General features: G+C 63.8%; 10 protein-coding genes and 1 pseudogene. 4 read left to right on the top strand and 7 right to left on the bottom strand.

The window, feature by feature from the left end; genetic code table 11:
• Positions 1 to 47: 47 nt before the first annotated feature.
• From cmk to mtnA, 7 genes and pseudogenes are all read right to left on the bottom strand, one after another.
• The gene (gene cmk / locus ACMGT0_RS10185) at positions 48 to 737 is read right to left on the bottom strand and encodes a (d)CMP kinase (RefSeq protein ID WP_017906411.1); all 690 of its coding nucleotides are present in this window, start codon (positions 735 to 737) and stop codon (positions 48 to 50) included.
• 20 nt (positions 738 to 757) lie between these two features.
• Positions 758 to 1,675: pseudogene (locus ACMGT0_RS10180) on the bottom strand (prephenate dehydrogenase/arogenate dehydrogenase family protein); the annotation flags it as partial.
• A gap of 10 nt (positions 1,676 to 1,685) precedes the next feature.
• The gene (gene hisC / locus ACMGT0_RS10175) at positions 1,686 to 2,798 is read right to left on the bottom strand and encodes a histidinol-phosphate transaminase (protein ID WP_054056884.1); all 1,113 of its coding nucleotides are present in this window, start codon (positions 2,796 to 2,798) and stop codon (positions 1,686 to 1,688) included.
• Positions 2,799 to 2,809: 11 nt separating this feature from the next.
• Positions 2,810 to 3,904: a prephenate dehydratase gene (gene pheA, locus ACMGT0_RS10170; RefSeq protein WP_017906408.1), complete on the bottom strand. Its 1,095-nt coding sequence runs from the start codon at positions 3,902 to 3,904 to the stop codon at positions 2,810 to 2,812.
• Positions 3,904 to 4,989 carry a 3-phosphoserine/phosphohydroxythreonine transaminase gene (serC, locus tag ACMGT0_RS10165; RefSeq protein WP_416772427.1) on the bottom strand — a complete coding sequence of 362 codons (1,086 nt, stop codon included), beginning with the start codon at positions 4,987 to 4,989 and terminating at the stop codon, positions 3,904 to 3,906. The genes pheA and serC overlap by 1 nt, the downstream gene beginning before the upstream one ends.
• A gap of 202 nt (positions 4,990 to 5,191) precedes the next feature.
• Positions 5,192 to 7,990: a DNA gyrase subunit A gene (gene gyrA, locus ACMGT0_RS10160; RefSeq protein WP_054056885.1), complete on the bottom strand. Its 2,799-nt coding sequence runs from the start codon at positions 7,988 to 7,990 to the stop codon at positions 5,192 to 5,194.
• A 324-nt stretch (positions 7,991 to 8,314) separates the two neighbouring features.
• Positions 8,315 to 9,391 carry an S-methyl-5-thioribose-1-phosphate isomerase gene (mtnA, locus tag ACMGT0_RS10155; RefSeq protein WP_054063915.1) on the bottom strand — a complete coding sequence of 359 codons (1,077 nt, stop codon included), beginning with the start codon at positions 9,389 to 9,391 and terminating at the stop codon, positions 8,315 to 8,317.
• 114 nt (positions 9,392 to 9,505) lie between these two features.
• On the opposite strand from mtnA, the gene ACMGT0_RS10150 reads away from it, so the two are divergent.
• The 4 genes from ACMGT0_RS10150 (at position 9,506) to ACMGT0_RS10135 (ending at position 13,140) form a co-directional block, all read left to right on the top strand.
• The gene (locus ACMGT0_RS10150; protein ID WP_416772426.1) at positions 9,506 to 10,837 is read left to right on the top strand and encodes a TRZ/ATZ family hydrolase; all 1,332 of its coding nucleotides are present in this window, start codon (positions 9,506 to 9,508) and stop codon (positions 10,835 to 10,837) included.
• Positions 10,838 to 10,901: 64 nt separating this feature from the next.
• On the top strand, positions 10,902 to 11,600 hold the full coding sequence (gene ubiG, locus ACMGT0_RS10145; RefSeq protein WP_273824137.1) for a bifunctional 2-polyprenyl-6-hydroxyphenol methylase/3-demethylubiquinol 3-O-methyltransferase UbiG: 699 nt from the start codon (positions 10,902 to 10,904) through the stop codon (positions 11,598 to 11,600).
• 3 nt (positions 11,601 to 11,603) lie between these two features.
• Positions 11,604 to 12,275 carry an N-acetylmuramic acid 6-phosphate phosphatase MupP gene (mupP, locus tag ACMGT0_RS10140; RefSeq protein ID WP_054060541.1) on the top strand — a complete coding sequence of 224 codons (672 nt, stop codon included), beginning with the start codon at positions 11,604 to 11,606 and terminating at the stop codon, positions 12,273 to 12,275.
• A gap of 124 nt (positions 12,276 to 12,399) precedes the next feature.
• Positions 12,400 to 13,140 carry a YciK family oxidoreductase gene (locus ACMGT0_RS10135; RefSeq protein ID WP_054060542.1) on the top strand — a complete coding sequence of 247 codons (741 nt, stop codon included), beginning with the start codon at positions 12,400 to 12,402 and terminating at the stop codon, positions 13,138 to 13,140.
• The last annotated feature ends 216 nt before the right edge of the window (positions 13,141 to 13,356 follow it).

Below are 13,356 nucleotides of genomic sequence, written 5' to 3'. Positions count from 1 at the left end.
GAAAGAGGCCATGCAGGACTATGACTGGTCCCCTGCACCCCTCTTGGTCACCCGGCGATATCGCGAATGGCGATCTCGCTCATGATGCGTTCCAGCACCTGCTCGATGGACAACTCCGTGGAGTCCAGCTGTATCGCGTCGGCCGCCGGCTTGAGCGGGGCCACCGCGCGCTGGGTGTCACGCTCATCACGCGCACGTATCTCATCCAGCAGACTCGACAGACTAACATCATCGCCCTTGGCCTTCAACTGCAAGTAACGGCGACGGGCACGTTCCTCGGAGCTGGCGGTCAGGAAGATCTTCAATGGCGCATCGGGAAACACCACGGTGCCCATGTCGCGGCCGTCGGCCACCAGGCCGGGCGCCTCGCGAAATGCCCGCTGGCGTTGCAGCAGCGCATCGCGTACCGCCGGCAGGGAAGCGACCTGGGAAGCACCGGCACCGATCGACTCGTTGCGGATGTCCTGGGTGACGTCATCCCCTTCCAGGATGATGCGCTCCGGCTGACCGTCGGTCGCACCGATGAACTGCACATCGAGATGCGCGGCCAGCAACTTGAGGGATTCCTCGTTGGTCAGGTCGACGCCATGATTACGCGCCGCGAAGGCCAGCAACCGGTAGAGCGCGCCGGAGTCCAGCAGACACCAGCCCAGACGCTTGGCCAGCAAACCGGCGATGGTGCCCTTGCCCGAGCCGCTAGGTCCGTCGATGGCGATGACTGGAGCTTGAATATTCACGACTGAGCCTCTTTCTGATCATCGTTGACGTTCATTGTGTCCTTGCGGGCCCGTCGGGCCAAGATCCTGCCGAAATGTTCGCGCGCCGCCCGGGCCCGCTTGAACACATCCAGCAGTTGATGCCCGTCACCTGCATCGACGGCATCGCGCAGGACGTCCAGGTCGCCGCGGAAGGTATCCAGTGCACGCAGAACCGCATCGCGGTTGGCCAGGAAGATGTCGTGCCACATGACCGGGTCGCTGCCGGCGATCCGCGTGAAGTCACGGAAGCCGCCTGCGGCGTAACGGAAGATCTCCAGGTTCTCGTTGCGCTTGGCCAGGGAGTCGACCAGACCGAAGGCCAGCAGGTGCGGCAGATGACTGGTCGCCGCCAGCACTTCATCGTGCCGCTGGACATCCATGTGCTCCACATCCGCCCCCAGCGCACGCCACAGCGCATCGACCGTGGCCAGCGCCTGCGCGTCGGTCTCGGCCAGCGGCGTCAGGATCACCTTGTGCCGCCGGAACAGCCTGGCATTGGAGGCCTCGACCCCGCTCTGCTCGGAGCCGGCAATCGGGTGACCGGGCACGAACCGCGTCGGCATGGCGCCAAACGCCTCGCCAGCGGCACGCACCACGTTACCCTTGGCGCTGCCCACATCGGTAAGAATAGCCTGACCCAGGTCCATGCCCGCCAACAGGCCGAGCATCTTCTCCATGGCCAGGATCGGCACCGCCAGCTGGATTACATCGGCACCGCGGCAAGCGGCCGCCAGGTCTTCCTCGCAGCGATCGACCACCCCCAGCTCCACCGCCAGGCGGCGCGACTGCGGATTCAGATCGACCCCCACCACTTCCCGGCACAGGCCGCTTTCACGCAGGCCCTTGGCAAAGGAACCACCAATCAGCCCGAGACCGACCACCACCAGGCGGCCGATCATAGGCGTCACAGATTGCATCGGCATGACATCAACCACGAGCCAGAACCTTGCCCAGAGCCTCGAGCAAACGGCTGTTTTCACTGGCCAGGCCAATACTGACGCGCAGATGCCGCGGCAACCCGTAACCCCCGATCGGGCGCACGATCACGCCTTCGCGCAACAGGTCCTGGTAGACCGGCCCGGCATCGCGACCGACATCGACCGCGATGAAGTTGGCCCGCGAAGGAATCCACTCCAGGCCCAACTCACGGAAACCGGCTTCCAGCTGCCGCATGCCAGCCTCGTTCAACTCGCGACTGCGAGCGACGTACTGGACATCGTCCAGGGCCGCACGCGCGGCAACCAGGGCCAGGCTGTTGACGTTGAATGGCTGGCGCACGCGATTGAGAATATCCGCCACCGCCGGCGACGACAGCCCGTAGCCGACCCGCAGCGCCGCCAGGCCATAGGCCTTGGAGAAGGTACGGGACACCAGCAGGTTCGGATAGCGCGCCAGGTAGTTCAGGCCATTGGGCAGATCATCACCCGCGGCGTACTCGATATAGGCCTCGTCCAGCACCACCAGCACACGCTCGGGAACCGCGGCCAGGAAAGCTTCCAGCGCCTGCGGCCCGAACCAGGTCCCGGTCGGGTTGTTCGGGTTGGCGATGAACACCACCCGGGTGTTCTCATCGATCGCCGCCAGCATCGCCGGCAGGTCGTGGCCGAAATCCCTGGCCGGCGCCACACGGGCATCGGCAGACACAGCCTGGGTCACGATCGGGTAGATCGCAAAGGCATGCTCACTGAACACCGCGTTCAGCCCCGGGGCCAGGTAGGCCCGGGCGACCAGTTCGAGAATATCGTTGGAACCGTTGCCCAGGGTCACCTGACTGGCCTGCACACCGCACAGCTCGGACAGGCGCTGCTTCAACTCGAAGCCATTGCCATCCGGGTAGCGGGTCAGTTCGGCCAACGCGTCGGCAATCGCCGCCAGCGCCTTGGGACTGGCGCCCAGCGGGTTTTCGTTACTGGCCAGCTTGATGATCTTCGCCGGATCGATATCCAGCTCGCGCGCCAATTCATCCACGGGCTTGCCCGGAACGTAAGGCGAAAGTTTTTGCACGCCCGGCTGCGCCAGGGCGAGGAAGTCGCCACTCATGTTCAACGTCCTTACAGAACCGCTTTCGGGTAGGAGCCCAGCACCTTCAGCGCCACCGCTTCCTGACTGATCTTCTCCAGCACACCCTTGACCAGCGGGTCGCGGTGATGGCCGACGAAGTCGATGAAGAAGACATAGGTCCACTTGCCGCTGCGCGAAGGGCGGGTTTCGATTCGCGTCAGGTCGATGCCATTGTCGTGGAACGGCACCAGCAGCTCGTGCAGCGCACCCGGCTTGTTGCTCATGGAGACGATGATCGAGGTCTTGTCGTCGCCGGTCGGCGGCACTTCCTGGTTGCCGATCATCAGGAACCGCGTGGAGTTGTCCGGACGGTCCTCGATCTTCTCGGCCAGGCGGGTCAGACCATACAGGCCAGCCGCCATGTCCCCGGCGATCGCCGCCGAGTTCCACTCGCCCTTGACCCGCTTGGCCGCCTCGGCGTTGCTCGACACCGCCACGCGCTCGACATTCGGGTAATGGGCGTCCAGCCACTTGCGGCACTGGGCCAGGGACTGGGCGTGGGAGTAGATGCGACTGATACTGTCGGTCTTGGTGTTCTCACCCACCAGCAGGTGATGGTGAATGCGCAGCTCGACTTCGCCGCAGATCACCATGTCGTGCTCGAGGAAGCTGTCGAGGGTGTGGTTGACCGCGCCCTCGGTGGAGTTCTCCACCGGCACCACGCCGAAATTCACCGCACCGGCGGCAACCTCGCGGAACACCTCGTCGATCGCCGCCATCGGCTTGCTGATCACCGCATGGCCGAAGTGCTTCATCGCCGCCGCCTGGGTGAAGGTTCCCTCGGGGCCCAGATAGGCCACTTTCAGCGGCTGCTCCAGGGCCAGGCAGGAGGACATGATTTCGCGGAACAACCGCGCCATTTCCTCGTTGCCCAGCGGCCCCTGGTTGCGCTCCATGACGCGCTTGAGCACCTGGGCCTCACGCTCGGGACGATAGAAAACCGGCACTTCGCCCTCGGCCAGCGAGCCCATCTTCACTCGTGCGACTTCCTGGGCGCAGCGGGCACGCTCGCTGATCAGTTCGAGAATTTTCTCATCGAGACTGTCGATACGCAGGCGCAGCGCCTTGAGTTCCTGTTCAGCCATCAGCCGTGTTCCTTCTCGAACTCTGCCATGTACGCCACCAGCGCGTTGACCGCATCGATGCCCACGGCGTTATAGATGGAGGCACGCATGCCGCCCACGGAACGGTGCCCCTTGAGGTTCAGCAGGCCGCGAGCGTCGGCACCGGCCAGGAACGGCTTGTCCAGGCGATCGTCGGCCAGACGGAACGGCACGTTCATCCACGAGCGGTTGCTCTTGTTGACCGGGTTGCTGTACAGGCCGCTGGCGTCGATGAAGTCATACAGCGTGCGCTGCTTCAGATCGTTGAGCCTGCCGATGGCCTCGACACCGCCCTGCTCCTTGAGCCACTGGAACACCAGGCCCGAGAGGTACCAGGCCAGGGTCGGCGGGGTGTTGTACATCGAGCCGTTGTCGGCCGCGACCTTGTAGTCGAGCATGGTCGGGCAGATCGAACGGGCACGACCCAGCAGGTCTTCACGCACGATATTGACGACGATACCGCTCGGGCCGATGTTCTTCTGCGCACCGGCGTAGATCATGCCGAAACGGGAAACGTCCACCGCACGCGAGAGAATGTTCGAAGACATGTCGGTGACCAGCGGCACGTCGCCGGTTTCCGGAATCCAGTCGAACTCCAGGCCGCCGATGGTCTCGTTCGAGACGTAGTGAACATAGGCAGCGTCTTTCGACAGCTTCCACTCGTTCTGGCCAGGAATGGCGAAGTAATCGTAGGACTTGGCGCTGGCGGCGACATTGACGTTACCGAAACGCGAAGCCTCCTCGATGGCCTTCTTCGACCAGATACCGGTCTCGATGTAGTCGGCCTTGCCGGTTTCCGGCAGCAGGTTCAACGCAACCTGGGCAAACTGCTGGCTGGCGCCGCCCTGCAGGAACAGCACCTTGTAGTTCGAGGGGATATCCAGCAGATCGCGCAGATCCTGCTCGGCCCGCTCGGCGATGGAGACGAACTCATCGCTGCGATGGCTCATTTCCATGACCGACAGCCCCTTGCCTTGCCAGTCCAGAAACTCCGACTGGGCACGCAACAGGACAGCTTCAGGCAGCGCAGCAGGACCTGCGCAGAAGTTATAGGCTCGTTTGCTCACATCCACTCTCGCTATGCTTGAAGATATACATGCCGCCAGGCCTGCCCGGCACCCTGCAGGAACGACTCGCCGGCTTCAGCGAATCTCGATACTCCTGACACGACAAAGCGGTCCGACAACGACCGCTCCGCGTTCGATCACGACCCACCGTCCAACGATGGGTTGCCCTACAGTAGCTACAACGTCAGGCGCAGGCGTTTAATTAATCCTGCCGTTCAACTTCATCGGCCGCCTCGTCCGAAGACGAATCGCCGACCACGCCGTCGATTGGCATTTCGCCATCAACCTCGACGTCCGCCGCAACCTCCAACTCCTCGCCCTCGACTTCCGACGGCTCCTGGACCCGTTCCAGGCCGACCAGCGTTTCGTCATTGGCCAGCTTGATCAGGGTCACGCCCTGGGTGTTACGACCCAGGCTGGAAACTTCGTCGACACGGGTACGAACCAGGGTGCCCTGGTCGGAAATCAGCATGATCTCCTCGCCTTCCTGCACCTGGATCGCACCGATCAACTGGCCATTGCGGTCCTTGGTGACCATGGCGATCACGCCCTGGCCGCCACGACCACGACGCGGGAACTTGCTCAGCGGCGTACGCTTGCCGAAACCACGCTCGGAAGCGGTCAGGATCTGCGCACCCGACTCCGGAATCAGCATGGAGATCAGCTTCTGCCCCTTGCCGATCCGCATGCCACGGATACCACGGGCACCACGCCCCATCTCGCGGACGCCGCTTTCGGCGAAGCGAATCACCTTGCCAGCATCAGAGAACAGCATGACTTCCTTGGCACCGTCGGTGATCGCGGCGGCGATCAGGGTATCGCCCTCCTTCAGCTTCAGGGCGATCAGGCCGCTGGTACGCGGACGGCTGAACTGGGCCAGCGGGGTTTTCTTGACCGTACCGAACGCGGTGGCCATGAAGATGTAGGCACCGGTCGGCTCGGCCACCAGCTCGGCGGTATCACCGTCGACTTCTTCGGCGGCATCGGCAACGTCATCGGCCTCGATCACTTCGCCCTCGATCACCGAATCATCGGCATCGTCCAGTTCGTCATCGGCACCGGCGCTTTGCTGCAGAGCCTCCAGGTCGATCTGCAGCATGGTGGTGATGTACTCACCCTCGTCCAGCGGCAACAGGTTGACCAGCGGGCGACCGCGGGCGGCGCGGGACGCCTCGGGAATCTCGTAGGTCTTGAGCCAGTAGACCTTGCCCTTGCTGGAGAACAGCAGGAGCGTGGCATGGCTGTTGGCAACCAGCAGGTGGGAGATGTAGTCCTCATCCTTGACGCCGGTCGCCGACTTGCCCTTGCCGCCACGACGCTGGGCCTGATAGGCCGACAGCGGCTGGGTCTTGGCGTAGCCGCTGTGGGAGATGGTCACCACGCGCTCTTCTTCAGGAATCATGTCGCCGAGAGTCAGGTCGAGGCGGGCATCGAGAATCTCGGTGCGACGCGCGTCGCCGTACTCGGCACGGATCACCTCCAGCTCTTCGCGGATCACTTCCATCAGGCGCACGGCGCTGTTGAGGATGCGGATCAGCTCGCCGATCTGGTTGAGGATCTCCTGGTACTCGGCCAGCAGCTTCTCGTGCTCCAGGCCGGTCAGGCGGTGCAGGCGCAGCTCCAGGATAGCCTGGGCCTGCTCCGGCGACAGGTAGTACTTGCCGTCACGCAGGCCGTATTGCGGATCGAGGTTCTCCGGACGGCAGGAATCGGCGCCAGCGCGCTCGACCATGGTCATCACCGCGCTGGACTCCCAGGGCGTGCTGACCAGCGCTTCCTTGGCTTCCGACGGCGTCGGCGAAGCCTTGATCAGGGCGATCACCGGGTCGATGTTCGACAGCGCCACGGCCTGACCTTCGAGGATATGGCCACGCTCACGCGCCTTGCGCAGTTCGAACACGGTACGCCGGGTCACCACTTCGCGACGATGGCGAACGAAGGCTTCCAGCAAGTCCTTGAGGTTGAGGATCCGCGGACGGCCGTCGACCAGCGCCACGATGTTGATACCGAACACGCTCTGCAACTGGGTCTGGGCGTAGAGGTTGTTGAGCACCACCTCCGGCACTTCGCCCCGGCGCAGCTCGATAACCACGCGCATGCCTTCCTTGTCGGATTCGTCGCGCAGCTCGGTGATGCCTTCGAGTTTCTTTTCCTTGACCAGCTCGGCGATCTTCTCGATCAGGCGGGCCTTGTTCAACTGGTAAGGCAGCTCGGTAATGACGATCTGCTGGCGACCGCCGACCTTGTCGATATCCTCGACGGTCGAGCGGGCACGCATGTAGATGCGCCCGCGACCGGTGCGATAGGCCTCGATGATGCCGGCACGGCCGTTGATGATGCCCGCGGTCGGGAAGTCCGGACCGGGGATGTACTGCATCAGTTCATCGACGGTGACATCGGGGTTGTCGATCAGCGCCAGGCAACCGTCGATCACTTCGCCGAGGTTGTGCGGCGGGATGTTGGTCGCCATGCCCACGGCGATACCGCTGGAACCGTTGACCAGCAGGTTGGGGATACGGGTCGGCATGACCGCCGGGATCTGCTCGGTGCCGTCATAGTTGGGCACCCAGTCCACGGTTTCCTTGTGCAGGTCGGCCAGCAGCTCGTGCGCCAGCTTGGTCATGCGCACTTCGGTGTATCGCATGGCCGCGGCGTTGTCGCCGTCGACGGAACCGAAGTTGCCCTGGCCGTCGACCAGCAGGTAGCGCAGGGAGAATGGCTGCGCCATCCGAACGATGGTGTCGTATACAGCGGTATCACCGTGCGGGTGATACTTACCGATCACGTCACCGACCACACGGGCAGATTTCTTGTACGGCTTGTTCCAGTCGTTACCCAGCTCGCTCATCGCGAACAGCACACGCCGGTGCACGGGCTTCAAGCCATCACGCGCATCGGGCAGTGCCCGTCCGACGATCACGCTCATCGCGTAGTCGAGGTAGGACTGTTTCAGCTCGTCTTCGATATTGACCGGGAGGATTTCTTTGGCCAGTTCGCCCATGAGAAGCCTGATTCCTTTTTCTGGTGAAACTTCGTCACATCCATATGGGACGAACGAAGCTTGTCGCTGCCGACCTGATGCCTGGCAGCGACTTACGACAAATCAACGAGTTATGCCATGGATCTGCGCAGTAAGGGCAGCCGGTTCGGGCAACCCTGGAAACCGCCGGATGTTATCACAATCGCCGCCACGCACCTATCCCCGGATACACAAGGAACCCGACAGGCGACCAACGAAACCCTCCGAGAGCGCATCCGGAGGGGCTTAGAAGCAAAATGCGGGCATTTATCGCCGGGAAAAGCCAGTTGGCCGGAAAAAATCGGATCAGTGCAGACGCTTGCGGCACATCAGTTGAGCGATCTTGGCGGTGTCCGGCCGCTCGACGACGCCCTTCTCGGTCACAATGACATCGATCAGATCCGCCGGGGTCACGTCGAAGACCGGACTGAAGGTCTCCATGGAGACATCGAGGCGCTTCCCGTCCGCCCCCAGCAATTCATCGCCGCCCTGCTCCTGCGGGGCGATTTCCTCGCCGCTGGCCAACGCCAGGTCGATGGTCGAACTCGCGGCCACCACCATGAAGCGCACGCCGTGATGCATGGCGCAGACGGCCAATTGGTAAGTACCGATCCTGCTTGCCACATCACCATTGGCGGCAATGCGGTCGGCACTGATGACGACCCAGGTCACGCCCCTGGTTTTCATGACCTGGGCGGCGGCGGCATCGGCGCTCACGGTCACCGGGATGCCTTCGCTGGCCAGCGCCCAGGCGGTCAGGCGCGAACCCTGCTGCCAGGGCCGGGTTTCATCGACATAGACCCGCTCGACCATGCCCTCGACGAAGGCGCCGCGAATCACCCCCAGCGCCGTGCCGAAACCACCGGTGGCCAGGGCCCCGGTATTGCAATGGGTAAGAATCGCCTGGGCATTGCCCTGATGCTTGCGAATCAGCTCGACGCCCAACTGCGCCATGGTCAGGTTGGCTTCGCGATCGCTGTCGTGGATGGCGACCGCCTCGGCCTCCAGCGCCGCCAGCGGATCGGCGCCCTCGCGAAGCCGGCCCAGCCGCTCGCGCATGCGCCCCAGCGCCCAGGACAAACTGTCCGCAGCCGGACGTGAAGCGGCCAGCACGGCGAAATCCTCCTCCAGCGCCGCAGTCCAGTCGCCCCCTTCGGCAAGCCGTGCCCGCGCCGCCAGCACCACGCCATAGGCCGCACAGATGCCGATGGCCGGGGCGCCGCGCACGGCCATCAGCCGAATCGCCTCGGCGACCGCCACGGCGCTGCCGCAATCCAGCCAGTTCTGCTCGAACGGCAGAATGCGCTGGTCGAGCAGGCGCAAGGTCCCCTGGCACCAATCGATGGCCTTGACCTTTTCCGCTGCCAACAACCGATCGCGCATGACTCACTCCGCAGTGATGAAACAAAAGCCGTCGATTATAGCGATCACCCCGCCTGGACGCTCGGGTATACTTCGCTGTCTCAATATATGCATGAAGCCTGGAAGCCGCCCCCGATGCCAAACATCGCCGCCCCGCTCGACCTGCTGTTGTTGCCCACCTGGCTGGTACCTGTCGAACCGGCTGGCGTGGTCCTCAAGGAGCACGGCCTGGGCATCCGTGACGGGCGTATCGCGTTTATCGGCCCGCGGGCCGAGGCCTTGAAGCTGGCGACCGAAGAGGTCCGCGAACTGCCGGGGACACTGCTCGCTCCGGGCCTGGTCAATGCCCACGGGCATGCCGCCATGACCCTGTTCCGCGGCCTCGCCGATGACCTGCCGCTGATGACCTGGCTGGAGCAGCATATCTGGCCGGCCGAAGGCAAATGGGTCAGCGAGGACTTCGTCCGCGACGGCACCGACCTGGCTATCGCCGAACAGATCAAGGGCGGGATCAGCTGTTTTTCGGATATGTACTTCTACCCGAAAGTTGCCAGCGAGTGCGTGCATGACAGCGGCATCCGTGCACAGATCGCCATGCCGATCCTCGATTTCCCGATCCCCGGGGCCGCCAGCACCGACGAAGCCCTGCGCCAGGCCATCGAACTGTTCGGCGACCTCAAGCACCACCCCCGAATCAAGATAGCCTTCGGCCCACATGCACCTTATACCGTGGGTGACGAAAACCTGGAAAAAATCCGCGTGATCGCCGAAGAACTCGACGCGGCAATCCACATGCACGTGCATGAAACCGCCTTCGAGGTCCAGCAGGCGCTCGAGCAGCACGGTGAGCGCCCCCTCGCCCGGCTGGCCCGGCTCGGCCTGCTGGGACCGCGCCTGCAAGCCGTGCACATGACCCAAATCAGCGATGAAGACCTGGCTTTGCTGGTAGAAAGCAACACCAGCGTGATCCACTGTCCGGAATCGAACCTGAAACTGGCCAGCGGCTTCTGCCCGGTCGAACGCCTGTGGCAGGCCGGTGTCAACGTGGCCATAGGTACCGATGGCGCGGCGAGCAACAATGATCTCGACCTGCTCGGGGAAACCCGCACCGCCGCCCTGCTGGCCAAGGCCGTCGCCGGTTCGGCCAGCGCCCTGGATGCCCATCGCGCCTTGCGCATGGCCACCCTCAACGGCGCACGGGCCCTGGGCCTGGACAACGAAATCGGTAGCCTGGAGGTCGGCAAGGCCGCGGACCTCGTCGCCTTCGACCTCGGCGGACTGGCCCGGCAACCGATTTACGAGCCGGTGTCCACGCTGATCTACGCCGGCGGACGCGACTGCGTGCAACACCTGTGGGTCGGCGGCAGGCAACTGCTCGACGACCGGCGCCTGACCCGCCTGGATGAACAGCGACTGATCGCCGCGGCCCGGGACTGGGGCCAGCGCATCGGCGGACACGCCTGCTGAATTATCGTCCCGGGCGCCAACAGCCCGGGATCACCCTGATTTTCAAGCTTTGGAGAAGAACCCCATGAGCAACGTCGACCACGCCGAAATCGCCAAGTTCGAAGCCCTGGCCCACCGTTGGTGGGACCGCGAGAGCGAATTCAAGCCGCTGCACGACATCAACCCGCTGCGGGTCAACTGGATCGACGAGCGGGTCAAGCTGGCCGGCAAGAAGGTCCTCGACGTCGGCTGCGGCGGCGGTATCCTCAGCGAAGCCATGGCCCAGCGCGGTGCCACCGTCATGGGCATCGACATGGGCGAAGCGCCACTGGCCGTGGCCCAGTTGCACCAGCTGGAATCGGGTGTCGATGTCGAATACCGGCAGATCACCGCCGAAGCCCTGGCCGAGGAAATGCCCGAGCAGTTCGACGTGGTCACCTGCCTGGAGATGCTCGAGCACGTGCCCGACCCGTCGTCGGTGATCCGCGCCTGCTTCCGCATGGTCAAACCCGGCGGCCAGGTGTTCTTCTCCACCATCAACCGCAACCCCAAGGCCTACCTGTTCGCCATCGTCGGTGCGGAATACATCATGGGCCTGCTGCCGCGCGGCACCCACGACTTCAAGAAGTTCATCCGCCCATCCGAGCTGGGAGCCTGGAGCCGCCAGGCCGGCCTGGCGGTCAAGGACATCATCGGCCTGACCTACAACCCACTGACCAAGCACTACAAGCTGGCCGCGGACGTGGGCGTGAACTACATGATCCAGACCCTGCGCGAGGAGTGACCGATGCGCTTGAGAGCGGTTCTCTTCGACATGGATGGCACCCTGCTCGATACCGCGCCGGACTTCATCGCCATCTGCCAGGCCATGCTGGCTGATCGCGGGCTGCCGCCGATTGCCGACAAGCTGATCCGCGACGAGATCTCCGGCGGCGCCCGGGCGATGGTGGCGGTGACCTTCATGATGGACCCCGAGTCACCGGGCTTCGAGGAACTGCGCCAGGAATTCCTCGAGCGCTACCTCAAGGCCTGCGCGGTGCACAGCAGGCTGTTCGACGGCATGGGCGAACTGCTGGAGGATATCGAGAAGGCCAGGCTGGTCTGGGGTGTGGTCACCAACAAGCCGGTGCGCTTCGCCGAGCCGATCATGCAGCAGCTCGGCCTGGCCGAGCGCTCGGCGCTGCTGATCTGCCCGGATCACGTCACCCGGAGCAAGCCGGACCCCGAGCCGCTGATCCTCGCCTGCAAGATGCTCGACCTCGACCCGGCCAGTGTCCTGTTCGTCGGCGACGACCTGCGCGATATCGAATCGGGTCGGGATGCCGGGACCCGCACCGCCGCCGTGCGCTACGGTTACATCCATCCGGACGACAACCCCGATCACTGGGGCGCCGATGTGGTCGTCGACCATCCGCTGGAACTGCGCCGCGTGCTGGACAACGCCCTGTGCAGTTGCTGACCCTGCAGGAGCCGGCTTGCTGACGATCCAGACGCCGCGGTCGAACAGCCGCACCGCGTCAAGCGATCGCCAGCAAGCCGGCGCCTACCGGTAGCGCCCCTCCCCAATTTGTTGAGGTTTAGCCATGTTTGATTATTCCGCCCGCCCCGAACTGCTCAAGGACCGGGTGATCCTGGTCACCGGCGCCGGCCGCGGCATCGGTGCGGCCGCTGCCAAGAGCTACGCCGCCCACGGCGCCACGGTACTGCTGCTGGGCAAGACCGAAGCCAACCTGACTCAGGTCTACGACGAAATCGAGGCCGCCGGCCACCCGCAACCGGTGGTGATTCCCTTCAACCTGGAAACCGCCCTGCCACACCAGTACGACGAACTGGCGGCGATGATCGAGAACGAGTTCGGCCATCTCGACGGCCTGCTGCACAACGCTTCGATCATCGGCCCACGCACCCCGCTGGAACAGCTCTCGGGCGACAACTTCATGCGCGTCATGCAGGTCAACGTCAATGCGATGTTCATGCTCACCAGCACCCTGCTGCCACTGCTCAAGCTGTCCCGGGATGCCTCGGTGATCTTCACGTCCAGCAGTGTCGGTCGCAAGGGCCGCGCCTACTGGGGCGCCTATGGCGTCTCCAAGTTCGCCACCGAGGGCCTGATGCAGACCCTCGCCGACGAGCTGGACAACGTCGCGCCAGTGCGCGCCAACAGCATCAACCCGGGCGCCACCCGTACCAGCATGCGCGCCCAGGCCTACCCCGGCGAAAACCCGCTGAACAATCCGACCCCGGAAGAGATCATGCCGGTCTATCTCTACCTGATGGGCCCGGACAGTACCGGCATCAACGGCCAGGCCTTCAACGCCCAGTAGGCTCCCGTCCTGCGCACCGTGCCGGAATACCGGCACGGCACGTAATAAATCTCAAAAAGCCACTACGGCAAGTCAAGGAACTGCCGCCCCGCCTTGTCTTATTCCGCTTCCAAAAAACAAGTCACTGAATTTAAACGACTTATATTCAAGTGAACGGATTGGCACGACTTTCGCTCTAACTTCCTTCAGACACGCCAGGTGAACGCCATGGGGCAT

It is taken from the genome of Pseudomonas sp. RHF3.3-3 (assembly GCF_048069595.1).
Taxonomy (GTDB): Bacteria; Pseudomonadota; Gammaproteobacteria; order Pseudomonadales; family Pseudomonadaceae; genus Aquipseudomonas; species Aquipseudomonas fuscovaginae_B.
This window is presented reverse-complemented; position numbering and strand designations above follow the sequence as displayed.